The following is a 22,963-nucleotide window of genomic DNA, read 5'->3' as shown; positions in this document are numbered from 1 at the left end:
CCCCTATCCTATGCATGTCGCACGAGTTGGCAGACAAGGCGCGCGAAGGTCTTACAATACGCTCACCCCCATTCACGCATCACTCGCTTACCGGTTCAGCCTGGCGCGCCGACGGCGGGCAACGCGGACAAAAACCCACAAAACCGAGACACATGACCCGAGACCCCCGCCTGACTCTCAATGCCCGGCAACAGGAACTGCTGGAGTGGGTGCAACGCGACGGCTTCGTGACGGTGGACGACCTCGCGGCCCACTTCGACGTGACGCCGCAGACGATCCGCCGCGACGTCAACTGGCTCGCCGATATGAACCTGTTGCGCCGCTATCACGGTGGCGCAAGTCTGCCGACCAGTTCCGAAAACGTCTCCTATACGGCGCGTCAGCGCATGTTCCATGACGAGAAGCGGCGCATCGCGGCGTTAGTGGCCACTCACATTCCCGATCAGGCTTCGCTCTTCATCAATCTCGGCACCACGACCGAAGAAGTGGCGCGCGCACTCAATCGGCACCGCGGCCTGCGCGTGATCACCAACAACCTGAACGTCGCCAGCATGATGAGCGGCTATCCGGATTGCGAGGTGCTGGTGACGGGCGGCATTGTGCGGCCGTGGGACAAAGGGATCGTCGGCGAGTTGGCGATCGATTTCATCCGGCAGTTCAAGGTGGACTTCGCGATCATCGGCACGTCGAGCATTGAAACGGACGGCACGCTGCGCGATTTCGACACGCGTGAAGTGCGGGTGGCCGAAGCGATCATCCAGCATGCGCGCACCGTTTTCCTCGCCGCCGACAACTCGAAATTCGGCCGCCCAGCACTAGTTCGCCAAGGCCATCTCGATCAGATCGACGCCTTGTTCACGGACGTTGCACCGTCCGCCGAGATGACCGAAACGCTCGCGGCCGCCAATTGCCAGGTGTATATCGCCGACTGACGCCAGGCCTTTTTCGCCATGTTGCAGCGCACGCGAAACTTCGAGTGAAATCAAGGATCTGGCCGCGGCTCCTAACCGCCTCTCAGGCGCCCAATTGTCAAAGGGAGAATTTACTGGGGCCGATTTGGTGTTTAACGTGCGGTTGACTACACTCCAGTTCCCTGGCGTACTTTTCCGCATTCTGCGTAGCGCCGGTTGCGTGAACTGTCGTTAAGTTGCACCTCCCGCCTGATTCTTTGCGGACTTCACTGGCAAGAGCCAGTCGCCGGCAAGGCCGTCCGCGTTTGCTTGACATGGAGAGAACAATGCTAAGTCCGCATGAATTCGCCACGTTGTTGCTCGTCAAGGATGCTCCGAACCAGGTCGATATGGAGCGAGAAGAACTCGACGCACTGCTGGAACGCCAGTTGGTGCAACTCGAACGGCTCGCGTCGGGCAACGAACAATGGCGCGTGACTGAAAGCGGCGATAGCGCATTGCGGGCCATCAAGCGTCTTTCCTAGTTTTGCTGCTTTCATTGCGTCCTGCGGCCGGACGGAGCGGTTGACGTCCGGCGTCGTGTCGGCGCACGCGCCGTGTTTTCATCGCACGCGCCCTTGCTAGTTTGAAATCTCTCTTCGTTTGGAAAGCAGGGCGCCGCCCGGCGTCCGCTTTGTTGTGCGCAAATCATTTACACAGTAAATTGACGCGACGGACCTTCTGCCCTCGCGCATGCCCAAAACGCTCTCCCCCGACGATATCCAGCAATTCCGCGAAGCCATGCGACGCGTGGCCGAGAACGCGTTTGCGACGCGTGGCGCCGAAGGCGTGACGATGCGTGAACTGGCGAGAGAACTGGGTTGCAGCGCCATGACGCCCTACCGCTACTTCCGCGACAAGGACGAGATTCTCGCGATGGTGCGCGCCGCAGCGTTCAATCGCTTCGCGGCGCGCCTGGAAGCGGCGGCGAAGACCGCCCCGGAAACGGATCACTCGGTGGTGAGCGAAGCCTACGTGGCGTTCGCACTCGACGAACCGCACGCCTATCAGTTGATGTTCGATCTGGCTCAGCACGCAAGCGTCTATCCGGAACTCGCCGCCGCCTCGCAGCGCGCGTGGCGCATGCTCGGCGAGCACTTCGAGCGGCTCGTAGCCGCGGGTATTCTGGAAGGCGATCCGCAGCTGATCGGTTACGCGTACTGGGCGAGTCTCCACGGCTTCACCATGCTGGCGCTGGCTAACCAATTGCCGTTGCCACAGGCGCAGCAACCTGCCGGCGCCGTTAATGCGCCCACGCGCGAAGCCGTGTTCGCGCAAATTCGCCGCATGTTATGGCGCGGCGCGCAGGCGCAGCACGGCTAGCATTGACTGCGTGCGAAGCGAACCGGTTCAACGAATAGCGAAGACGGCGCTCGCGTTGAGGTTCAACCGTTGCGCAACGTCGGATCGACGGCCGCGCGCCAACTTAACGCCCTAGCCCGCTGATCAGTAAAGAACGCCACCCACTGGTTACGCACCTGCGGATCGGTGCTCACGCCCTGGCTCGCGTGACGCTGCGCGATCGCCGTCTGGAACGCGCAGAAATCGTCCTTCGACAGCTTGCCGCTCCGGTTCGCTACGTACGCGTCGAACATCGCCGCGTAGACGCCTTGCGCGTCGTTGCCGTAGTCGACCGTTTGGGCACTGCACATCTGCTGCAACGACGCGAACGACGGCGCGCCCCTCGTGCCGCTCAGGCTCGGCGAACTCACACACCCCGCGAGAAGCGTAGCGGCGCCGATCATCAAAAGTCCACGCATGATTTCACCTCTAAATGGCTGCTGCCGAGAGTATCGTCCGTGGCCACGCGTTGCGCCACTATCCGGACAACCGTTAGAGCGGCGTCCAAACAAACCGAACTTTACTTTTTCGAATATGTTCATTAAAGTTCGAAAACGAACACTATCAGTTCGATAGCCTTTCCAAACAGTTTTTCCGAATACCACGCAGGGGACACAGCAGGTGACGCAAGGCTCGAGATACGATTTGCTCGTCGTGGGCGGTGGGATCAACGGCGCAGGCATCGCTCGCGATGCGGCGGGCCGCGGCCTGTCGGTGCTGCTCTGCGAACAGGACGATCTGGCGGCGCATACGTCGTCGGCCAGCACGAAGCTCGTTCACGGCGGCTTGCGCTACCTCGAATACCGTGAGTTCGGGCTGGTGCGAAAAGCGCTGCAGGAGCGCGAGACGCTGCTGCGCGCCGCGCCGCACATCATGTGGCCGCTGCGCTTCGTGATGCCGCACATGCCCGATCTGCGCCCGGCCTGGCTCATCCGCGCCGGTCTCTTTCTCTACGACCATCTCGCCAGGCGCGAGCTGCTGCCTGGCTCGCGCGGCATCGTGATGCGCAATCATCCGGCGGGCGTGCCGCTGGTCGATTCGATCAAGCGCGGCTTCGTCTATTCGGACGGCTGGGTGAACGACGCGCGTCTCGTCGTGCTGAACGCACTGGATGCGCAGGAGCACGGCGCAAAAATTCTCACGCGCACCAAGCTGCTGAGCGCCGTGCGCGCAGGCGGCGAATGGCGCGCGCAGCTCAAGCGCGCGGACAGCACGATTCTCGACGTGCGCGCCGGATCGATTGCGAACGCCGCCGGCCCGTGGGTCGGCGAACTGCTGCAAGGGGCGCTCGGCCGCGCCGCGTCGCACAGCGTGCGGCTCGTGAAAGGCAGCCATATCGTCACGCGGCGTCTGTTCGAACACGACCACGCGTACATCTTCCAGAATCCGGACAAGCGCATCATCTTCGCGATTCCATACGAACACGACTACACGCTGATCGGCACGACGGACCTCGAATATCGCGGCGACCCGTCGCAAGTGGCGATCAACGCCGACGAAACGCAGTACCTGTGCGACTCGATCAACCGCTACTTCAAGCAGAAGATTTCGCCAGCCGACGTGCGTTGGACCTATTCCGGCGTGCGCCCGCTGCTCGAGGAAGAAGGCGCGGACAATCCATCCGCGGTCACGCGCGACTACTCGCTCGAACTCGACGCCCCCGCCGGTGAAGCGCCGCTGCTGTCGGTGTTCGGCGGCAAGATCACCACCTTCCGCAAACTGGCGGAAGAAGCCGTCGACAAACTCGCGCAGGCGCTGCAAAACGGCGCGTCTTCGTGGACGGCCGGCGCGCCGTTACCCGGCGGCGATATTCCCAACGCCAACTTCGAGCGCTTTCTGAGCGAATTCAAACAGCAGCATGCATGGCTGCCGGCCGATCTGGCGCATCGCCTCGCCCGCGCCTACGGCACGCGCGTCGAGCATGTGGTCGGCAATGCGCGTTCCGTGGCCGATCTTGGCCGCGCCTTCGCGCCGGGCCTCTACGAAGCGGAACTGACGTACCTGCGCGACACCGAATGGGCGCGCAGCGCGCAGGACGTGCTGTGGCGCCGTTCGAAGCTCGGCTTGCACGTCGAACCCGGCACGCTCGATTCGATCACACGCGATATCGACGCGTGGTTCGCCCGCGAACCCGCGCGCGAAGGCGCATAGTCGGATATCGCCACGCAGCGTGTGCGCGGCATGCAAGAGAACCGAACCGTATCGATTCACCCCTCGGCTGGACGAAGCCGGGCGGCATCATCACACGTGTTGCTGCCCGCTTAAAACTACAAGCCGTTCCCGTCGCCGGCTTTCCGCCCGGCGATTCATAAAACGCATGGAGAAGAGACAATGCAGGACCAGTACATCCTCGCGCTTGACCAAGGCACCACCAGCTCGCGCGCGATGCTGTTCGACCGGCTCGGCAATATCGTGTCGACCGCTCAGAAGGAATTCCAGCAGATCTATCCGCGTCCGGGCTGGGTCGAACACGATCCGCAGGAAATCTGGTCGACCCAGGCCGGTGTCGCCGCCGAAGCCGTGACGCGCGCCGGCATGAACGGCACCTCGATCGCCGCGATCGGCATCACCAATCAGCGCGAAACCACCATCGTGTGGGATCGCGAAACCGGCCATCCGATCTACAACGCGATCGTCTGGCAAGACCGCCGCACCGCCGACTTCTGCGACCAACTCAAAGAGCAAGGGCTCGAAGAGAAAGTCCGCGCCAAAACCGGCCTGCCGATCGACTCATACTTCTCGGCGACCAAGATCCGCTGGATTCTCGATAACGTCGAAGGCGCGCGCGAAAAGGCCAAGCAGGGGCGCCTCGCGTTCGGCACCGTCGACAGCTGGCTGGTGTGGAATTTCACCAAGGGCGGCCTGCACGTTACCGACGTCACCAACGCGTCGCGCACGATGCTCTTCAACATCCACTCGCTGAAGTGGGACGACGAACTGCTCGAAGCGCTCGACATTCCACGCAGCATGCTGCCGGAGGTGCGGGCTTCGTCGGAAGTGTACGGGCCGACCAAGACCACCGTGTTCGCCTCGAAGATTCCGCTCGCGGGCATCGCCGGCGATCAGCACGCCGCCCTCTTCGGCCAGATGTGCACGGAGTCGGGCATGGTGAAGAACACCTACGGCACCGGCTGCTTCCTCGTGATGAACACCGGCGACAAGCCGATCGAATCAAAGAACAATCTCGTCACCACGATTGCGTGGCAGATCGGCGATCAGATCAATTACGCGCTCGAAGGCAGCATCTTCATTGGCGGTGCCGTGGTGCAATGGCTGCGCGACGGCCTCGGCATCATCAAGAACGCCGCTGAGATCGAAACGCTGGCGCGCAGCGTGTCCCACTCCGACGGCGTGTATCTGGTGCCTGCCTTCGCCGGCCTCGGCGCGCCGCATTGGAACGCGCGTGCTCGCGGCACGCTGTTCGGCGTGACGCGCGGCACGTCCTCCGCGCATATCGCGCGCGCCGCGCTCGACTCGATCGCCTATCAATCGCTCGACGTTCTGAAAGCGATGGAAGCCGACTCCGGCATTCGCATCGGCGAATTGCGGGTGGACGGCGGCGCCTGCGCGAACAATCTGCTAATGCAATTCCAGGCGGACATTCTCGGCGTCGACGCGGTGCGCCCCAAGGTGGCGGAAACCACCGCATTGGGCGCCGCTTACCTGGCCGGTCTCGCGGTGGGTTACTGGAAAGACGTCGACGAACTGCAAAGCCAGTGGAAGCTCGACCGCCGCTTCACGCCCGCGCTGCCGCACGCTGAAGTCAAGCAATGCCTCGACGGCTGGCAGCGCGCAATTCGCGCCGCGAAGGCGTGGGCCGACACGCCCTGAGCACGTTTCTCTACCTTCTCTTTCATCGATAAAGAAGCCGCTCATCCCGCGGCTTCCCTGACAACAATATTTCGGATACCAAACAATGTCACCTTACATTGCTGAATTCATCGGCACTGCGCTCGTGGTGCTGCTCGGCGACGGCGCAGTCGCCAACGTGCTGCTCGCGCGCACCAAAGGCAAAGGCGCGGACCTGATCGTGATCGTCATGGGCTGGGCGATGGCCGTGTTCATCGCCGTCTACGTCACGGCGTCGTTCAGCGGCGCTCATCTGAATCCTGTCGTGACCATCAGCCTCGCGCTGGCCGGCAAGTTCGCCTGGGCCAAAGTGCCCGGCTATATCGCGGCGCAAATGCTCGGCGGCATGGCCGGCGCGCTGCTCGTATGGGTGGCGTATCGGCAGCACTTCGCCAAAGAAGGCGACGCCGATGTGAAGCTCGGCGTGTTCTGCACCTCGCCGGCAATACGCAGCGTGCCGCACAACCTGCTCACGGAAATGATCGCCACGTTCGTGCTGATTCTGGGCGTGCTGTATCTGGCGTCGCCGCAAGTCGGTCTCGGCGCGCTCGACGCGCTCCCGGTCGGTCTGCTGGTTCTCGGCATCGGCATCTCGCTCGGCGGCCCGACCGGTTACGCGATGAGTCCCGCTCGTGATCTGTCGCCGCGTTTGATGCACGCGCTGCTGCCGATTCCGGGCAAACGCGACAGCGATTGGCACTATGCGTGGATTCCGGTTTGCGGGCCACTGCTCGGAGGCGCGGCGGCAGCGTGTCTGTATCTGTATCTGCACGTGCACTGATCTGCGTGGCGTAGGCAGGGCTCACTCAGGCGTACATCGCGGTGCGCCTGAGCGAAGAAGGCACGGAAAGCCGCGGCGCCGCTCAGGCGCCGCCAAAGCACGTATCATGACGCTTTCACTTACCGCGCATGAGCTTGCAATTGCCTTGCTCATGCGCTTCGCTTTCCGTTTTCAGGCATGATCGACCACCTCATCTGTGACTGCGACGGCGTGCTCGTCGACAGCGAAATCATCGCTGACCGCGTGATGCTCGAAACGCTGAGCGCCACGTTCCCCGGCCTCGACTTCAAACCCATCGTCAAGACGGCCTTTGGTCAGCAAACGTCGCGCTTTCTCGAAGGCATCGAGAAGTCGTTCGAGATCACGTTGCCCGCGAATTTTTTCGACACCATCGAGCACAACGTCGAACTTGAACTTGCGGCTTCGCTCAGCCCGATCAACGGCGTGCGTGACGCGTTGCAACGCGTCACGTTGCCGGCCGCCGTCGTGTCGAACAGCCGGATGGTGCGCGTGAATGCGTCGGTGCGGCGCGCGGGTCTGCAGCAGATTTTCGGCGAACGCATTTTCAGCGCGGAACAGGTGGCGCGGCCGAAGCCCTATCCCGATGTGTATCTGTTCGCCGCGAAAACGCTGGGCGTGGAGCCGTCACGATGCGTGGTAGTGGAAGACAGCGTGGCGGGTTTGAATGCCGCTCGCGCCGCGGGCATGAAGACGATCGCTTTTGTCGGCGCGAGCCATATTCCCGATGGCTACGCGGACGCGCTGCGCAAGATGGGCATGACGCGGATCATGCAGCATATGGATGAGTTGCCCGGGCTGGTCGAAGCCGGTGTGCGCGGCGAGTTCGGCGACGTGCAGTCCTAGGCGTTCGCGGCATCCGGAAAAGCCGGCTGCGTTGCCGGCGAGCGCAGCGAAATTGTCGACATGCAAGGTGGCTGTTCGCGGCAATGGAAAAGGCGGCTGGAATGCCCACGCGCGGCGAATTCAACAGCAGCAATCGTAGCCGTTCGCGTTAATACAAAAAGCCGGCTGCGCGAGCCGGCTTTTTCACATCATCACTGCAAGCGGGCGCGCGCGTCGTGTCACACGTTCGCACTCCCCGCGCATCAAGCCTCGTCAGCCACGCATTCGCGCGCCTGCGCCAGCGCCTGACGAAACTCCACCAATTCGGCGATGGTCAGCATCGGCAAATCGTGTTGCGCGGCGAAGCGCTCCACATCGGCGCCGCGCGTCATCGTACCGTCCGGGTTCATCAGTTCGCACAGCACGCCGGCCGGCTTCAGACCCGCCAGAATCGCGAGGTCGACCGTGCCTTCGGTGTGGCCGCGGCGAGCCAGCACACCGCCGGGCTGCGCACGCAACGGAAACACGTGACCAGGACGCACGATGTCGGCGGGCTTCGCCGCGTCGGCGATCGCGGCGCGAATGGTCGTCACGCGATCGAGCGCGGACACGCCGGTGGTCACGCCGTCGCGTGCTTCGATCGAGACCGTGAACGCGGTGCCGTGACGGCTTTCGTTATTCACGGCCATGGGCGGCAGTTCAAGCGCGCGGATTTTCTCGTCGGGCAAACACAGGCACACGATGCCGCTGCATTCGCGGATCAACAGCGCCATGGTTTCGACGGACAGACGCTCGGCGGACACGATCAGATCGGCTTCGTTCTCACGGTCGTGGTCGTCTTGCAGAACGACGGCGCGGCCATCGCGCATGGCTTGCAAGGCGGCGGCGATACGCGGCGGAACGGCTTCGGTGTCGAGCAGCGGGAGGTCGAGGAATGCGCTATCCGCAATCGTCGACGGAGCAGGGAAAGTAGCAAAGGTCATGATTGAAACGCTCATCGCAAAAGTTGGGCGAGAAACGTTTCAGGGCATTGCAAACAGACAAAGACGCGCCGTTGAACGCCGCGCAAAGCGACGCTCGCGCACCGCCTCGACCTGCAAGCGGCGCCACGGAAACGAACATGACTATCTGCACATCTTCTTCCATCCGGACTCTAACCGTCGGCTCTGGCTTCTCACCAGATCTGCTGACCCCACTTCAGTCTTTCCTGTTCGGAAGACCGTATGACGTGGGCGCTCGCGGGCTCACCGGCTCACGCTTTCGCGTTGCCGGCATACCGCCGGTGGGGAATTTCGCCCCGCCCTGAAGACGCACTGATTGCCGGATCGACCGGCTGGCAAAGCATACAACAGCCGCGCCGCACGTGCAGCGCAACCCTACTGATCAGACGGAGATCTCCGACTCGGAGCACATGCGTCCGCAAAAGATGCAGTCAACCCGGTGCGACTTCGCGCGCCGGCTCGTGGTGCGCGGGCACGTCCCAGCGCGGCGGCGTCTCCGCCTTCAACGTCACGCGAAACGCGCGCGCTTCCGTGTCGCCGGGATTGCGCAGGCTATGCGGCTGGTCGGCGTCGAACACGATCGCGTCGCCGGTGGCCAGCAACTGGCGTTGATCGTGGACGCTGACTTCCAGCGTGCCTTCGCTCACCACCAGATTCACCGTCGTGCCCGGCGCGCGGCGCGTGCCGGCTTCGGTATGCAATGGCGCGATACGCAACTCGTGAAACTCGGCGGCGGTCGGTTCGGCGTCGGGATAAAGCGGCCGGGCCGAATAGCGCCCGTTCGAACTGACGACACGCGACGAGCGCTCCGCCGGCAAATGCTCGAAGCCGTTAGTCGCGTGACGCCGCAAGAAAGCCGCCACCGACACCTTCAACGCCGCGGCCACCTTGCACAGCACCTTGATGGACGGCACGCTGCGCGCCGATTCGATCTGCGCGAGCATGGCGCGAGAGACGCCGGAGGCGCGGGCCAAAGCATCGAGCGACAGTTGCCGCTCGGCGCGCAAACGGGCGAGATTCACGCCGACCAGATGTTCAAGTGCGTCGAAAGGTTCAGCGGCACGCGGCGACGTATCGGTGTCAGCCGTGGGATCGCGAACGAGCGCAAGCGGGGAATGCATGATTGCCTCCAGGAGCGCCGCCGGACGGCGGGCAAACGGTTAGTGGAAGCAAGATAGCATCGCGCCCCGCCGCGCCCAACGAAGTTATCTTCACACTGTTATCAGCATTGCGGAGGACGTTTTCCGCAATGCTTGTGCGAATTTTTCATAAGGGCGTAGCGGCGGCCAGTTCACAAACCGGAGCGCGCTTACGCCCCCTGCGCCACCGTCGACGCCGGTGCATCCATACGCGCCGCGAACCAGGTCAGCAGCAACGCCGCCACGCTGACCGCGGCCGCCACCCAAGGCAAGGTATCGAGCGAATGGCCGTGATTGATCACCAGACCGCCAAGCCACGCGCCGCCCGCATTGCCGACGTTGAACGCACCGATATTCAGCGTCGAAGCCAGATTCGGCGCCGCGGCCGCTTTCTCGACTACGCGCATCTGCAACGGCGGCACCGTGGCGAACGCAGCAATGCCCCACACGAAGATCGTGATCGCCGCGGCCACTTGCGAATGGCTGGTGCGCGCGAAGATCGCCATCACCACCGCGAGCGCGACCAGAATGCCCATCAACGACGGCATCAGCGCACGGTCCGCCAACTTGCCGCCGACCGTATTGCCGATCGTGAGGCCCACGCCGAACAGCACCAGAATCGCCGTGACGCCGCGCGGCGAGAAGCCGCTCACCTGCTCGAGAATCGGCGCTATGTAGGTGAACACGACGAACACGCCGCCGAAGCCGAGCACCGTCATCGCGAGCGCGGTCCAGACTTGCGGATCCTTCAACACGCGCACTTCATGCCCGAGTCCGACCGGACCTGCGTCATGACGATTCGGCACCAGCGCCGTGACGCCCGCGAGCGACAGCACGCCGAACGCGCTGACAATCCAGAACGCCGCGCGCCAGCCGAACTCCTGGCCGACGAACGTGCCGAACGGTACGCCGAGCACGTTCGCCAGCGTCAGGCCGGTGAACATGAGCGCAATCGCGCTGGCGCGCTTTTCGGCCGGCACGAGCGAAGCCGCCACCACCGCGCCAATGCCGAAAAACGAGCCATGCGCGAACGACGTCACCACGCGCGCGATCATCAGCACGGAATAACTGGACGCGATCGCGCACAGCGTATTGCCGACGATGAACACGCCCATCAGCAGTTGCAGCACCAACTTGCGCGGCATCTTGCTGGTCACCACCGCGAGCAACGGCGCACCGACGGCGACGCCGAGCGCGTAACCGCTCACCAGCAAACCCGCCGACGGGATCGACACCGCCAGATCGCGCGCCACCTCGGGCAGCAAGCCCATGATCACGAACTCCGTCGTGCCGATTGCGAATGCGCTGATCGCCAGCGCCAGTAATGGAATGGGCATTTCTCTTCTCCAGGATTCAAATTTCAGCGTGATGCAGCGCCGTCACGAATTCGATGACGACGCCCGGCGCGAGCGCCACGAACAGTTGCGCCTGTGCCTCTTGCGGTCCCATTTGCGGCACGCGTGCGGTTTGATAATTGACACCATGGGCATGCAGGCGACCGAGCAGCGCCTGCCATTCGGCGGCGCTCTCCAGCCGGAAAGCGATGTGGTCGATGCGCGGCGCCGTCCTGCCGGCCGCGGCGGGCACCGTCACGTCGATCAGATGAATCAGCGGGCGGCCGTTCGCGTACAGCCAGTAGCCGTCAACCGAAAACGGCGGCCGTGCGCCTTGCGTCAGCCCGGCCACGTCGACGAAAAAGCGTCGGGCCGTGTCGAGGTCGGCAGTGACGATGGTCGCGTGATCGAGTTGCATAGCGTTGGCGGTCCCAGGGTTTTCCACGAGCGCCATTGTCGAGGCTGAGCGTCAATTTGATAATTGGCGTAGCATTTGAAGCATTTTCAAATCTCATTTGAAAGATTCGCCATGGACAACCTCGGTGACATCCGTCTGTTCGTCGAAGCGGCGCAGCAGGGCAGCCTGTCGGCGGCGGGCCGCAAAATGGGACTGACGCCGGCCGCCGCCAGCGCGCGCCTTGCCAAGCTCGAAGCCGGCCTCAAAACGCGCCTGTTCGAACGCACCACCCGTCAACTCAGGCTCACCGACGAGGGCCGCCTGTACCTGAATTGCTGCCGTCAGGCGCTGCAATCGCTAGACGACGCCGAAGCCGCGCTGCAAGCCGGCCAAGGCGTCGTGCGCGGCAAGGTGCGGGTATCGGCGACCTCGGACTTCGGCCGCAATCTGCTGATGCACTGGCTCGACGAGTTCAACGCGCTGTATCCGGAAGTGACCTTCGCGCTCACTTTGTCGGACTCGCTGGCAAATCTGGTGCAAGAGGACATCGATCTGGCGATCCGCTTCGGCGTGCCCCAGGACAGTTCGCTGGTCGCCCGCAAGCTGGCGCCGAACCGGCGCGTGCTGTGCGCGTCGCCGGACTACATCGCGCGTAAAGGCGAACCGAAAGATCCGCACGATCTGGCCAATTTCGACTGCATCGTGCTGGCCACCGCCACTGGCCTGGCGAACGAGTGGCGCTTCACGCGCGGCGACGAGGTGCAGCACTACACCGTGCCGTTCGAAACCGCCCGCGAGACCAACGACGGCGCCGTCGCCCGCGAATGGGCGCTGCGCGGCTACGGCATCGTCATCAAGTCGATGTGGGACGTGGAAGCCGACCTGCGCGCCGACGGCCTGAAGATCCTGCTGCCGGAATGGCGTTATCCGGACGCGCCGCTGCACGCGCTCTACCATCGCAACCGCTTCATGGCGCCGCGCGTGCGCGTGCTGCTGGATTTCCTGAGTGAGCGTTTCGCGCAGGTGTCGGACGAACTGGAAGGTCTGCTGGGCTTGCCGCCGGAGCGTCCGCGCCGCCAGGCGGCCGGGGAAACCGCATCGCGCGAAGGGCTATAATATTGAACTACGCTGCAAACGTGCCCTGAAAGCAGGCCACAGCGGCGGCCCACAGTGGCAGCCCGCAGCGGCCCATGACGGTAAATAAGCGCCGCTCCGCGGCCCGCTCGCACGTTTCGCCCTCTTCACCTTTTAAACGACGCCCCCAGGTTAACCACTGCGACCGGCGAAATTCGATGACCAAGAAAGTTTATGTAAAGACCTTTGGCTGCCAGATGAACGAGTACGACTCCGACAAAATGGTCGACGTACTCGGCGCGGCTGAAGGACTCGTCAAGACCGACACGCCGGAAGACGCGGACGTCATTCTGTTCAACACGTGCTCGGTGCGCGAAAAAGCGCAGGAAAAAGTGTTCTCCGACCTCGGCCGCGTGCGCGAGCTGAAGGAAGCGAATCCGAATCTGATCATCGGTGTGGGTGGTTGCGTGGCGAGCCAGGAAGGCGCGGCGATCGTGTCGCGCGCGCCGTACGTCGATCTGGTGTTCGGCCCGCAAACGCTGCACCGTCTGCCGCAAATGATCGACAAGCGCCGGGAAAGCGGCCGCGCGCAAGTCGACATCTCGTTCCCGGAAATCGAAAAGTTCGATCATCTGCCGCCGGCGCGCGTCGACGGCCCGAGCGCGTTCGTATCGATCATGGAAGGCTGCAGCAAGTACTGCAGCTATTGCGTCGTGCCGTACACGCGCGGCGAAGAAGTGTCGCGTCCGCTGGATGACGTGCTGACCGAAATCGCCGGCCTCGCGGACCAGGGCGTGCGCGAAGTCACGCTGCTCGGCCAGAACGTGAACGCCTACCGCGCCGGCCTCACGGTGGGTTCGACGGAAATCGCCGACTTCGCTCAATTGATCGAATACGTGGCTGATATTCCGGGCATCGAACGGATTCGTTACACCACGTCGCATCCGAAGGAATTCACGCAGCGCCTGATCGACACCTACGCGAAGGTGCCGAAGCTCGTCAGCCACCTGCATCTGCCGGTGCAGCACGGCTCGGATCGCATCCTGATGGCCATGAAGCGTGGCTACACGGTGCTCGAATACAAGTCCGTGATCCGCAAGCTGCGCGCAATCCGCCCTGACCTGTCGCTCTCCACGGACATGATCGTCGGCTTCCCCGGCGAGACGGAAGAAGACTTCGACAAGATGATGGCGCTCGTGCACGAGATGAAGTACGACACCAGCTTCTCGTTCATCTACAGCCCGCGTCCCGGCACGCCGGCCGCGAATCTGCACGACGACACGCCGCGCGAAGTGAAGCTCAAGCGTCTGCAACATTTGCAGGCCACCATCGAGGAAAACGTGCAGCGCATCAGCGATTCGATGGTCGGCAAGATCGAGCGCATACTGGTCGAGCGCCCGGCCCGCAAGGATCCGAACGAACTCGCCGGCCGCACCGAGAACAACCGGGTGGTGAATTTCCCGGCGCCGGTCGCGTCGCACGCAAGGCTGATCGGCCAGATGGTCGACGTGAAAATCGTCAAAGCGTACCCACATTCGCTGCGTGGCGAGCTCGTGCTGGTTCATGACGACGCCCCGGCCACGACCCATTAAGCGACGCAAACCCGCGTATCGAAACCGACAGGATCGACCCACCGCCTTGAAGACCACTCAGCAGCATCTGGAATTCACCGCACCGCGCGAAGACAACGCGCGGCTCGCCAACCTCTGCGGCCCGCTCGACGAAAATCTGCGCCAGATCGAGCAGGCGCTCGACGTAACGCTGCAACGCCGTGGCCACCGCATCACGATTCGCGGGCGCGGCGCGAAACTCGCGCTCACCGCGCTCGAAAAGTTCTACGACAACTCACAGAAGCCACTGTCGGTCGACGACATCCAGCTCGCGCTCGTCGAAGTGCGTCAGCCGGCACGGCATCGCGCAAACGGCAACGGCCATGGCACGCAAGCGCTGGACCCGCGCTTCCCCGGCAATCCGGACCACCCGTTCGACGAGCCCGCCGACGCCGGCGACGACGACCTCGAAGAACTCGGCCCGAAGCTGTACACGCGCCGCGCGGATCTGCGCGGCCGTACGCCGGCGCAGCGCGAGTATCTGAAGCAGATCATCTCGCACGACGTGACATTCGGCATCGGTCCGGCGGGCACGGGCAAGACCTATCTCGCGGTGGCCTGCGCGGTAGACGCGCTCGAGCGCGACCAGGTCAAGCGCATCGTGCTGACGCGTCCTGCGGTCGAAGCAGGTGAACGTCTCGGCTTTCTGCCCGGCGATCTGGCGCAAAAGGTCGATCCGTATCTGCGTCCTTTGTACGACGCGCTGTACGACCTGCTCGGCTTCGACAAGACCGCCAAGATGTTCGAGCGGCAGATGATCGAAATCGCGCCGCTCGCGTACATGCGCGGCCGCACGCTGAACCACGCGTTCATCATCCTCGACGAGGCGCAGAACACCACGCCCGAACAGATGAAGATGTTCCTCACGCGGATCGGCTTCGGCTCGAAGGCGGTGGTGACCGGCGACACGACTCAGGTCGACTTGCCGCGCGGCCACAAGAGCGGGCTGATCGAAGCGCAGCAGGTGCTGGCCGACGTGCGCGGCATCGCGCTCACGCGCTTTACCAGCGCGGACGTGGTGCGGCATCCGCTGGTCGCGCGAATTGTGGAGGCGTACGATGCGCATTCGCAGAAAACCGCCAGTCCGGCGGATTCGCGCTAAGCGCCCGCATCAGCAACGCACGCCACGAACGCATTACAACGAAACCGCATGAGCCGCGCCCCGAAACTGACGTTGAATCTGCAATTCCCCGCCGCCAGGAGCTGGCCGGAACACAAGGCGCTGCTGCCGCGCGCCACTGTGGCCGGCTGGATCAAGGCGGCGCTATTCGCGGACGGCGAACTGACCGTGCGTTTCGTCGATGCCGAAGAAGGCCGCACGCTGAACCGCACCTATCGCGGCAAGGATTATTCGACCAACGTGCTGACCTTCGCCTACGCCGAATCGGAAGACGATCCCGTGACGGGCGACCTGATCCTGTGCTGCCCTGTGGTCGAGAAGGAAGCCGCCGAACAGGGCAAGCCGCTCATCGCGCACTACGCGCATCTGCTCGTGCACGGCACGCTCCACGCCCAGGGCTACGACCACGAAGTCGAGGAAGAAGCCGAGGAAATGGAAGCGATCGAAACGGAAATCCTCGCCAAGCTCGGCTTTCCCGATCCTTACCAGTAGGCGTCGATCACCGGCGCGTCGTTAACGTCCAATCCGTTAAAAACCATCGTGAGCACCTCTTCTCCTGAAGCCGACACCCGAACGCCCTGCCCGGACTATCCGCCGGCGCTCGGCGAATCGCGGCTCCTGACGGACGAGGAATTGCGCGCGTCGCTCGACTGCACGTTGCGCGACTGGGACCGCAAGAGCGACCTATGGCTGTTCGGCTATGGCTCGCTGATCTGGAATCCCGGCCTGCCCACCGTCGAAGCCACCCGATCCAAGGTCCATGGCTATCACCGGGGGCTGTACCTGTGGTCGCGTGTGAATCGCGGCACGCCCGAGCAGCCGGGCCTCGTGCTCGCGCTCGATCGCGGCGGTTCGTGCACCGGCATCGCATTCCGGCTCGCGGCCGAAGGCTCGATGCCGCATCTCGAAGCGCTCTGGCGCCGCGAAATGGCGATGGGTTCATACCGCCCGGCGTGGCTGCCGTGCGTGCTCGCCGACGGCCGGCGCGTCGACGCACTCGCCTTCGTCATGCGCCGCGACGTGCCGAGCTACACCGGCAAGTTGCGCGACGACATTGTCAAAACCGTGTTCGGCTGCGCGAGCGGTCGCTACGGCACCACGCTCGACTACGTCAGCCGGACGGTCCATGCGCTGCGTGAGAGCGGCATGCCCGACCGCGCACTCGAAGCGTTGCTCGAACGGTGCCGCGAGGAAAGCCGCGAAGCAAACGTGAAAGCGGGCCAGAAATAAGCGTGCCGAGCGGCGCTTTTTTTCCCGAAAACGCTTTTCCGCGCGTAATCAGTTAGGATTGACCTACGCCCGCCCTCACGGCGGAGCCGCCTCACCCCAGCTTCACTCATCGCCCAGCCGGGCGGGACACGGTCCTGCCATGTGCCTGGTGTATCCTTAATGCTCTGCAACAGCGCGCCCAGTCTTGCCGGGCGCACTACCATGAACGACACGTATCCCAGTCGACGCCAACTCGACAAACCGCAGGAAAAGCGCTCACTCCTCGAGCGTCTGACCGACTTCATCTCGCCCGAGCCCGACTCGCGCGCCGAACTTCTGGAAATTCTGCAGGACGCGCACGAGCGCAACCTGATCGACGCCGACTCGCTGTCGATGATCGAAGGCGTGTTCCAGGTGTCCGAACTCAGCGCGCGCGACATCATGGTGCCGCGTGCGCAAATGGACGCGATCAACATCGCGGACAATCCCGCCGAATTCATCCCTTACGTGCTGGAAAAAGCGCACTCGCGCTATCCGGTCTACGAGGGCAATCGCGACAACATCATCGGCGTGCTGCTGGCCAAAGACCTGCTGCGCTACTACGCCGAAGAAGAATTCGACGTGCGCGGCATGCTGCGCCCCGCTGTGTTCATCCCCGAATCGAAGCGCCTGAACGTGCTGCTGCACGACTTCCGCGTAAATCGCAATCACCTCGCGGTAGTGGTCGACGAATACGGCGGCGTGGCCGGCCTGATCACGATCGAAGACGTGCTGGAACAGATCGTCGGCGACATTGAAGACGAATACGATTTCGACGAGGAAAGCGGCAATATCATCGCCTCGCCGGACGGACGTTTCCGCGTGCGCGCGCTCACCGAAATCGAACAGTTCAACGAGGCCTTCGGCACGCACTATCCGGACGATGAAGTCGACACGATCGGCGGGCTCGTCACGCATCACTTCGGACGGGTGCCGCATCGTGGCGAAAAAGTCCGCCTCGACGATCTGATCTTCGAGATTCTGCGCGGCGACGCCCGCCAGATTCACATGCTGCTGGTGCGCCGCGATCCGCTCGCGGGCCAGCGCGAGCGCGAAGCGCAGCACGTGCAGACCTGATCCGGCTTTTCGCTGGGTCTTTTTCCCGCTTCTTCAACTCCTCACGCCGACCGCGCACCAATGGCCGACCCGATGACTTCCCGTTCGCGCCACGGCGTGAGCGCTTCTGCCGCCCAGCAAACCCGCGGCCGCACGCTGCCTCGCTGGCATTACCTCGTCGCGCTGGCCGCCGGCGCGGCCAATACACTCTCGTTCGCGCCGACGCCGCACGGCGGCTGGCTCGAACTCGCGATCTTCGCGTTCTTCTTCGCCTGGCTCACACGTACCACCGGCTGGAAAAGCGCGGCGCTGACGGGCGGCGCGTTCGGCTTCGGTAATTTCGTGACCGGTGTGTGGTGGCTCTACGTCAGCATGCATTTCTACGGCGGCATGGCGGCGCCGCTCGCCGGCGCGGCCGTCGTGCTGTTCTCGCTTTATCTGGCGATTTATCCCGCGCTGGCAGCCGGCGTCTGGTCGTTCTGCGCGGGGCACGCGAACAACGGCGCGGCCGCCGACGACACGCCGTTCTCCCCAACCTGGCACGGCGCGCTGGCGTTCGCGAGCGCGTGGGCGATCGGCGAATGGTTGCGCGGCACAGTGTTCACAGGCTTTCCGTGGCTGGCGAGCGGTTACGCTCAAGTGGACGGTCCGTTTGCCGGCTTTGCGCCAGTGGCGGGCGTGTACGGCGTCGGCTGGATGCTGGCGCTGGTGGCCGCGCTGATCGTGCAGGCTTTGCTTGCGTTCCTCTCCTCACGCAAACAAAGCCGGGCCGGCGACACCGGCCGCAAAGGCGCGAAACCGGCTGTGGCGCGCGTCGCCGTGCCGGGCGCAATCGCCTTGGCGCTGATCGCCGCCGGCCTGCTGCTGCCGCTCGTGCAATGGACCGTGCCGGCCAACGCGCCGTTGACCGTGCGTCTGCTGCAGGGCAATGTCAAACAGGAAATGAAATTCGAGGAATCCGGCATGCGCGCCGCGATCGATCAGTTTCAACAGATGATCACCTCGAAACCGGCCGATCTGATCGTCACGCCGGAAACCGCCATCCCCGTGCTCGCGCAGCAATTGCCGGCGCCGTTCGCCTCGGCGGTGCGCAACTTCTCGGACTCGACCGGCAGCGCGATCCTGTTCGGCGCGATCGGCGGCACGATCACGCCGGAGGGCCAGGTGATCGACTATACGAACAGCCTGTTCGGCGTCACGCCCGGCACGCGCGACGTGTATCGCTACGACAAGCATCACCTCGTGCCGTTCGGCGAATTCGTGCCGTGGGGCTTCCGCTGGTTCGTCAATCTGATGAGCATTCCGCTCGGCGACTTCTTCCGCGGCGCGCCGGTGCAGAAGCCGTTCATGGTGCATAACCAGCCGGTCGCCGTGGACATCTGCTACGAAGACATTTTCGGCGAAGAGATCGCGCGGACCATCCGCGAAAGCGCTACGCCGGCCGGCGTGCTGGTCAACTCGACCAATCTGGCCTGGTTCGGCGACACGATCGCGCTCGACCAGCATTTGCAGATCGCGCGCATGCGCTCGCTGGAAACCGGCCGCCCGATGCTGCGCGCGACCAACACCGGCATGACCGCCGCGATCGACGCAAATGGCAAGGTGATCGGGCGCCTGACGCCGTACACGATCGGCTCGCTCGATGTCACCGTGCAAGGAACTGCGGGCAGCACGCCTTACATCACGAGCGGCAATAACACGGTGCTGGCGGTCTCGTTGCTGCTGCTGGCATTCGGCTTTGCGTTCGGGCCGGGCATTACGCGGCGCCGCAACGGCAAGCAATAAGCCGCGCGATTAAACCGCATCGATTCCGCGCGCTGCCTATTTGAAAGCGGCGCGCGCGAATCAAACCACCCCAAAAACACTGCAATAAAAAAACGCGCGCCGCGGAATACCGCGAGCGCGCGTTTTTAGCCCAATCAAACTTTACTGGTTCGAAGCAATGCGCTGCTGAATATGCTGCGCACGCGCCGGCGACGCCGGATGCGAACTCAACATACTCGATTTACCGCCATCCAATGCGGAGAGCTTGTTGAATGCCGTCACCAATCCCGACGGATCGAGATTCTTCTTTTTCTGCAAGTCGAACGAATAATCGTCCGCTGCGCTTTCCTGGGTTTGCGAGAATTGCGCGTTAATCAGCTTCTCTGAAAAGTCGCCGAGCTGCGAACCGGACAGCGCGCCCGCCACGCCACCCGCCGACGACGCCACCGACCGCGCCGCGGACGTCGCATACGCGACCTGCATCGCCTTCTTCGTGTGGCCGAGCGCCACGTGGCCCATTTCATGGCCGACCACGCCGCGCACTTCGTTGTCGTTCATCATGTCCATCAGACCGCTGTACACGCGCACGCAGCCGTTCGCCATGGCCCACGCGTTGACGTCCTTGGTCATGTACACCTTGTAGTTCACGGGCGTGCCGTTGATGTTGTCGCCCAGTTGCGCGGCGATCTTGTTCAGGCGCTTCTGGTAATTGCTGTTCGCGGCGGCAATCTTGTTTTCGCTGTCCAGCTGCGTGCACGACTTGTCGGTCAGGGCGCGCACGTCGGTGTCGCTCAGCGTGGCAGCCTGGGTGGCCATCTGGCCGGACTTGATCAGCGCGGACGGATCGACGTTGCTGATATTCGAGCACGCTGCGAATAAAGCGAAGGCGGAAGCGGCAATGGCAAAGCGGTACGATTTCATGGTGGAAGTCTCTCTGCGATGTTATTCATTTCAACGGCGCGCTTTTAATGCACCGCCTGTTCGCAACAGGTTTCATATCGGCTGCAAAAGAAGCCGATATGTAAATTGCATAAACCTGCACGGATGCATTTACGCCACGTGACAGACAAAAAAAATGCGCCTGACGGGCAGGCGCATTTTTACCACAAATGTAAGCTTCAATTCATGATTCTGGAAGCTTGAATGACACTATTTTTCAAACTTCGCGATATGGCGGACCACCTTATTCAAGACAGCACCACCTCGTATCCGTTTAGCCGCTTATTCAGTCGGAAGGCACCGTATCGATGAACGACTGGCGCAGCGAGAGCTTCTGGAAATGTTTGTCCAGATTCGGATACGGTTCGCGCCAGTTCAATTCCGGCATGCGGAAATCCAGATAACCCAATGCACAACCCAGCGCGATATCGGCGAGCGTGTAGTGATTGCCCGCGCACCACGTCTTGCTGCCCAGTCCCTGCGCCATCGCGATCAACGCTTCGTCGATCTTGCGTTGCTGGCGCGCCACCCACGCATCCACGCGCTGCTCCGGCGCGCGCTGCGTGACTTCAAGGCGAATCAGCACTGCCGCGTCCAGCACACCGTCCGCGAGCGCTTCCCAGCAGCGGACCTCGACGCGCTCGCGTCCCGACTGCGGAATCAGCTTACCGACCGGCGAAAGCGTATCCACGTATTCACAGATCACCCGCGAGTCGAACACCGCTTCGCCATCTTCCATCACGAGGCACGGCACCTTGCCGAGCGGGTTGAAAGTGTGAATGTGGGTATCCGGCGCCCAGACATTCTCGGGCACCAGTTCGTAGTCGATCTTCTTGTCGGCCAGCACGATCCGCGCTTTACGCACGAAGGGGCTGGTGAGCGAACCGATGAGTTTCATCATTACCATCTGCCTTTATCTGAATCCGGCGAAAGTATAAGTGGTCGGCGGCGTTCACGAGCGTTCAGAAGCGTCGCGCCGACGCTTCGCGAGCCGCACGGGGGCTTGCTGTGGACGGATTGCAACAGCGCGGCGGGCGCCTTGGCTGCCGCTTCCATGAGTATCCCGCGCAAAATAACTCCGCGCATGGGCGCTACAATCGCACGATGAACCAGCCGACCGAACCCACCATCGCCATCGACGTCTACCGCACGCGCCGTGAGCGCGTACTCGCCGCGCTGCGGGCAGCGGGCGGCGGCGTCGCCATCGTCCCCACCGCGCCGGAAGCACTACGCAACCGGGACGCCGATTATCCCTATCGGCACGACAGCTACTTCTATTACCTGACCGGTTTCACCGAGCCCGAGGCGCTGCTGGTGCTCGACGCCAGCGCCGCGCCCGGCGAACCCGCTTCGGTGCTGTTTTGCCGCGAGAAAAACGTCGAGCGCGAAACGTGGGAAGGTTTCCGCTTCGGCCCTGACGGCGCGCGCGAGGCCTTTGGTTTCGACGCCGCGTTCGCCGTCGCCGAAATCGATGTGCAACTGCCGCGACTGCTCGCCGACAAGCCGTCGCTGCATTACGCGCTCGGCGCCTCGGCGCAACTGGACGAGCGGGTGCGCGGCTGGCTCGACGCGGTGCGGGCGCAAAGCCGTGGCGGTGTCGCCGCGCCCGCGACCGCGCGCGACCTCATCCCGTTGCTCGACGAGATGCGGCTTATCAAGGACGCTCACGAACTCGCCATCATGCGCCGGGCCGGGCAGATTTCCGCCCAGGCGCATCGTCGGGCCATGGCCGCGTGCCATCCGGGCGTGCGCGAGTACGAACTCGAAGCCGAGCTGCTCTACACGTTCCGCAAGTTCGGCGCACAGGCGCCGGCTTACACGTCGATCGTCGCGGCCGGTGCGAACGCCTGCGTGCTGCACTACCCAGCCGGCAACGCGATTGCCCAGGACGGCGACCTGATTCTGATCGACGCCGCCTGCGAACTCGACGGCTACGCGTCCGACATCACCCGCACCTTCCCCGCCAGCGGCCGCTTCACGCCGGCGCAGCGCGAGCTGTACGACATCGTGCTGGCCGCGCAGCAGGCCGCGATCGACGCCACCCGCGCCGGCGCCACCTTCGACGACCCGCACCAGGCCGCCGTGCGTGTGCTGTCGCAGGGCTTGCTCGACACCGGCATCATCGAGCGCGCGAAGTTCGCCTCCGTCGACGACGTGATCGCGGAACGCGCCTACGCGCCCTTCTATATGCACCGCACCGGCCACTGGCTCGGCATGGACGTGCACGATGTCGGCGACTACCGCGAACGCGGCGCGCCGCGCGACGAAGCGGGCGCGCTGCCGTGGCGCACGCTGCAAACGTCGATGACGCTGACGATCGAGCCCGGCCTGTATATCCGGCCGACCGAAGGCGTACCCGAGCGCTACTGGAATATCGGCATCCGCATCGAGGACGACGCGATTGTCACGCCGACCGGTTGCGAACTCATGACGCGCGACGTGCCGGTCGCCGCCGACGAGATCGAGGCGCTGATGCAGGAAGCCCGCGCGGCACATCGCGGCACATGAAACAAGGAA

At 63.5% G+C, this 22,963-nt stretch carries 22 protein-coding genes and 1 riboswitch; of the genes, 15 read left to right on the top strand and 7 right to left on the bottom strand.

Features of this window, described 5'->3' with window-relative positions; translation table 11 throughout:
* The first annotated feature begins 152 nt into the window (after positions 1-152).
* The 3 genes from B0G75_RS23790 (at position 153) to B0G75_RS23780 (ending at position 2,273) form a co-directional block, all read left to right on the top strand.
* A complete protein-coding gene (locus B0G75_RS23790) occupies positions 153-932 on the top strand; it encodes a DeoR/GlpR family DNA-binding transcription regulator (RefSeq protein WP_106311216.1) in 780 nt (259 codons plus the stop codon).
* A 305-nt stretch (positions 933-1,237) separates the two neighbouring features.
* On the top strand, positions 1,238-1,435 hold the full coding sequence (locus B0G75_RS23785; RefSeq protein ID WP_006049938.1) for a hypothetical protein: 198 nt from the start codon (positions 1,238-1,240) through the stop codon (positions 1,433-1,435).
* A gap of 208 nt (positions 1,436-1,643) precedes the next feature.
* Positions 1,644-2,273, top strand: a complete 630-nt coding sequence (locus tag B0G75_RS23780) for a TetR/AcrR family transcriptional regulator (protein WP_106311210.1) — start codon at positions 1,644-1,646, stop codon at positions 2,271-2,273.
* Between the two features lie 62 nt (positions 2,274-2,335).
* On the opposite strand, the gene B0G75_RS23775 is transcribed toward B0G75_RS23780, so the two are convergent.
* Positions 2,336-2,710: a hypothetical protein gene (locus B0G75_RS23775; RefSeq protein ID WP_106311207.1), complete on the bottom strand. Its 375-nt coding sequence runs from the start codon at positions 2,708-2,710 to the stop codon at positions 2,336-2,338.
* Positions 2,711-2,912: 202 nt separating this feature from the next.
* Between B0G75_RS23775 and glpD the strand changes: the two genes are divergently transcribed.
* From glpD to B0G75_RS23755, 4 genes are all read left to right on the top strand, one after another.
* Positions 2,913-4,442, top strand: coding sequence for a glycerol-3-phosphate dehydrogenase (gene glpD / locus B0G75_RS23770; protein WP_106311204.1), 1,530 nt, complete (start codon positions 2,913-2,915; stop codon positions 4,440-4,442).
* A 180-nt stretch (positions 4,443-4,622) separates the two neighbouring features.
* Positions 4,623-6,122: a glycerol kinase GlpK gene (gene glpK, locus B0G75_RS23765; RefSeq protein WP_106311201.1), complete on the top strand. Its 1,500-nt coding sequence runs from the start codon at positions 4,623-4,625 to the stop codon at positions 6,120-6,122.
* Positions 6,123-6,207: 85 nt separating this feature from the next.
* The gene (locus tag B0G75_RS23760) at positions 6,208-6,921 is read left to right on the top strand and encodes an MIP/aquaporin family protein (protein WP_106311198.1); all 714 of its coding nucleotides are present in this window, start codon (positions 6,208-6,210) and stop codon (positions 6,919-6,921) included.
* A gap of 177 nt (positions 6,922-7,098) precedes the next feature.
* Positions 7,099-7,785, top strand: coding sequence for an HAD family hydrolase (locus B0G75_RS23755; RefSeq protein ID WP_106311195.1), 687 nt, complete (start codon positions 7,099-7,101; stop codon positions 7,783-7,785).
* Positions 7,786-8,027: 242 nt separating this feature from the next.
* Here B0G75_RS23755 and ribB read toward each other — a convergent pair whose 3' ends face one another.
* The 4 genes from ribB to B0G75_RS23735 form a co-directional block, all read right to left on the bottom strand.
* On the bottom strand, positions 8,028-8,747 hold the full coding sequence (ribB, locus tag B0G75_RS23750; protein WP_106311192.1) for a 3,4-dihydroxy-2-butanone-4-phosphate synthase: 720 nt from the start codon (positions 8,745-8,747) through the stop codon (positions 8,028-8,030).
* A 147-nt stretch (positions 8,748-8,894) separates the two neighbouring features.
* Positions 8,895-9,078, bottom strand: a riboswitch (FMN riboswitch).
* Positions 9,079-9,196: 118 nt separating this feature from the next.
* Positions 9,197-9,886, bottom strand: coding sequence for a helix-turn-helix domain-containing protein (locus B0G75_RS23745; RefSeq protein ID WP_106311189.1), 690 nt, complete (start codon positions 9,884-9,886; stop codon positions 9,197-9,199).
* 188 nt (positions 9,887-10,074) lie between these two features.
* Positions 10,075-11,241 (bottom strand): MFS transporter, encoded by a 1,167-nt coding sequence (locus B0G75_RS23740; RefSeq protein WP_106311186.1) that lies wholly within the window; start codon positions 11,239-11,241, stop codon positions 10,075-10,077.
* 16 nt (positions 11,242-11,257) lie between these two features.
* A complete protein-coding gene (locus tag B0G75_RS23735; RefSeq protein WP_106311183.1) occupies positions 11,258-11,656 on the bottom strand; it encodes a VOC family protein in 399 nt (132 codons plus the stop codon).
* Between the two features lie 111 nt (positions 11,657-11,767).
* Here B0G75_RS23735 and B0G75_RS23730 point away from each other — a divergent pair, with 111 nt between their 5' ends.
* The 7 genes from B0G75_RS23730 (at position 11,768) to lnt (ending at position 19,528) form a co-directional block, all read left to right on the top strand.
* The gene (locus tag B0G75_RS23730; RefSeq protein WP_012434287.1) at positions 11,768-12,751 is read left to right on the top strand and encodes a LysR family transcriptional regulator; all 984 of its coding nucleotides are present in this window, start codon (positions 11,768-11,770) and stop codon (positions 12,749-12,751) included.
* A 176-nt stretch (positions 12,752-12,927) separates the two neighbouring features.
* On the top strand, positions 12,928-14,301 hold the full coding sequence (gene miaB / locus B0G75_RS23725; protein WP_106311180.1) for a tRNA (N6-isopentenyl adenosine(37)-C2)-methylthiotransferase MiaB: 1,374 nt from the start codon (positions 12,928-12,930) through the stop codon (positions 14,299-14,301).
* Between the two features lie 46 nt (positions 14,302-14,347).
* Positions 14,348-15,421, top strand: a complete 1,074-nt coding sequence (locus B0G75_RS23720) for a PhoH family protein (protein ID WP_106311177.1) — start codon at positions 14,348-14,350, stop codon at positions 15,419-15,421.
* Positions 15,422-15,469: 48 nt separating this feature from the next.
* Positions 15,470-15,931: an rRNA maturation RNase YbeY gene (ybeY, locus tag B0G75_RS23715; RefSeq protein ID WP_106311174.1), complete on the top strand. Its 462-nt coding sequence runs from the start codon at positions 15,470-15,472 to the stop codon at positions 15,929-15,931.
* Between the two features lie 48 nt (positions 15,932-15,979).
* Positions 15,980-16,669 carry a gamma-glutamylcyclotransferase gene (locus B0G75_RS23710; protein WP_106311171.1) on the top strand — a complete coding sequence of 230 codons (690 nt, stop codon included), beginning with the start codon at positions 15,980-15,982 and terminating at the stop codon, positions 16,667-16,669.
* A gap of 201 nt (positions 16,670-16,870) precedes the next feature.
* The gene (locus B0G75_RS23705; RefSeq protein WP_106311168.1) at positions 16,871-17,764 is read left to right on the top strand and encodes an HlyC/CorC family transporter; all 894 of its coding nucleotides are present in this window, start codon (positions 16,871-16,873) and stop codon (positions 17,762-17,764) included.
* A 60-nt stretch (positions 17,765-17,824) separates the two neighbouring features.
* Positions 17,825-19,528 (top strand): apolipoprotein N-acyltransferase, encoded by a 1,704-nt coding sequence (gene lnt, locus B0G75_RS23700; RefSeq protein ID WP_106311165.1) that lies wholly within the window; start codon positions 17,825-17,827, stop codon positions 19,526-19,528.
* A gap of 141 nt (positions 19,529-19,669) precedes the next feature.
* On the opposite strand, the gene B0G75_RS23695 is transcribed toward lnt, so the two are convergent.
* Both B0G75_RS23695 and B0G75_RS23690 read right to left on the bottom strand, forming a co-directional pair.
* Entirely contained in the window at positions 19,670-20,428 is a 759-nt protein-coding gene (locus B0G75_RS23695) for a M48 family metallopeptidase (protein WP_106311162.1), read from the bottom strand.
* Positions 20,429-20,732: 304 nt separating this feature from the next.
* On the bottom strand, positions 20,733-21,347 hold the full coding sequence (locus B0G75_RS23690; RefSeq protein WP_181309333.1) for a glutathione S-transferase C-terminal domain-containing protein: 615 nt from the start codon (positions 21,345-21,347) through the stop codon (positions 20,733-20,735).
* A gap of 203 nt (positions 21,348-21,550) precedes the next feature.
* On the opposite strand from B0G75_RS23690, the gene B0G75_RS23685 reads away from it, so the two are divergent.
* Positions 21,551-22,954, top strand: coding sequence for an aminopeptidase P N-terminal domain-containing protein (locus tag B0G75_RS23685; RefSeq protein ID WP_106311156.1), 1,404 nt, complete (start codon positions 21,551-21,553; stop codon positions 22,952-22,954).
* Positions 22,955-22,963 lie beyond the last annotated feature (9 nt).

The sequence above is a fragment of the Paraburkholderia sp. BL18I3N2 genome (assembly GCF_003001875.1).
In the GTDB taxonomy this organism is placed as follows: Bacteria; Pseudomonadota; Gammaproteobacteria; order Burkholderiales; family Burkholderiaceae; genus Paraburkholderia; species Paraburkholderia phytofirmans.
Note: the sequence above shows the minus strand (reverse complement) of the source record. Positions and strands in the feature narration are given on the sequence as shown.

Coding starts and splice junctions, on each gene's coding strand:
- B0G75_RS23790 (WP_106311216.1), top strand. CDS start 153: ATGACCCGAGACCCCCGCCTGACTCTCAATGCCCGGCAACAGGAACTG.
- B0G75_RS23785 (WP_006049938.1), top strand. CDS start 1,238: ATGCTAAGTCCGCATGAATTCGCCACGTTGTTGCTCGTCAAGGATGCT.
- B0G75_RS23780 (WP_106311210.1), top strand. CDS start 1,644: ATGCCCAAAACGCTCTCCCCCGACGATATCCAGCAATTCCGCGAAGCC.
- B0G75_RS23775 (WP_106311207.1), bottom strand. CDS start 2,710: ATGCGTGGACTTTTGATGATCGGCGCCGCTACGCTTCTCGCGGGGTGT.
- glpK (WP_106311201.1), top strand. CDS start 4,623: ATGCAGGACCAGTACATCCTCGCGCTTGACCAAGGCACCACCAGCTCG.
- B0G75_RS23760 (WP_106311198.1), top strand. CDS start 6,208: ATGTCACCTTACATTGCTGAATTCATCGGCACTGCGCTCGTGGTGCTG.
- B0G75_RS23755 (WP_106311195.1), top strand. CDS start 7,099: ATGATCGACCACCTCATCTGTGACTGCGACGGCGTGCTCGTCGACAGC.
- ribB (WP_106311192.1), bottom strand. CDS start 8,747: ATGACCTTTGCTACTTTCCCTGCTCCGTCGACGATTGCGGATAGCGCA.
- B0G75_RS23745 (WP_106311189.1), bottom strand. CDS start 9,886: ATGCATTCCCCGCTTGCGCTCGTTCGCGATCCCACGGCTGACACCGAT.
- B0G75_RS23740 (WP_106311186.1), bottom strand. CDS start 11,241: ATGCCCATTCCATTACTGGCGCTGGCGATCAGCGCATTCGCAATCGGC.
- B0G75_RS23735 (WP_106311183.1), bottom strand. CDS start 11,656: ATGCAACTCGATCACGCGACCATCGTCACTGCCGACCTCGACACGGCC.
- B0G75_RS23730 (WP_012434287.1), top strand. CDS start 11,768: ATGGACAACCTCGGTGACATCCGTCTGTTCGTCGAAGCGGCGCAGCAG.
- miaB (WP_106311180.1), top strand. CDS start 12,928: ATGACCAAGAAAGTTTATGTAAAGACCTTTGGCTGCCAGATGAACGAG.
- ybeY (WP_106311174.1), top strand. CDS start 15,470: ATGAGCCGCGCCCCGAAACTGACGTTGAATCTGCAATTCCCCGCCGCC.
- B0G75_RS23705 (WP_106311168.1), top strand. CDS start 16,871: ATGAACGACACGTATCCCAGTCGACGCCAACTCGACAAACCGCAGGAA.
- lnt (WP_106311165.1), top strand. CDS start 17,825: ATGGCCGACCCGATGACTTCCCGTTCGCGCCACGGCGTGAGCGCTTCT.
- B0G75_RS23695 (WP_106311162.1), bottom strand. CDS start 20,428: ATGAAATCGTACCGCTTTGCCATTGCCGCTTCCGCCTTCGCTTTATTC.
- B0G75_RS23690 (WP_181309333.1), bottom strand. CDS start 21,347: ATGATGAAACTCATCGGTTCGCTCACCAGCCCCTTCGTGCGTAAAGCG.
- B0G75_RS23685 (WP_106311156.1), top strand. CDS start 21,551: ATGAACCAGCCGACCGAACCCACCATCGCCATCGACGTCTACCGCACG.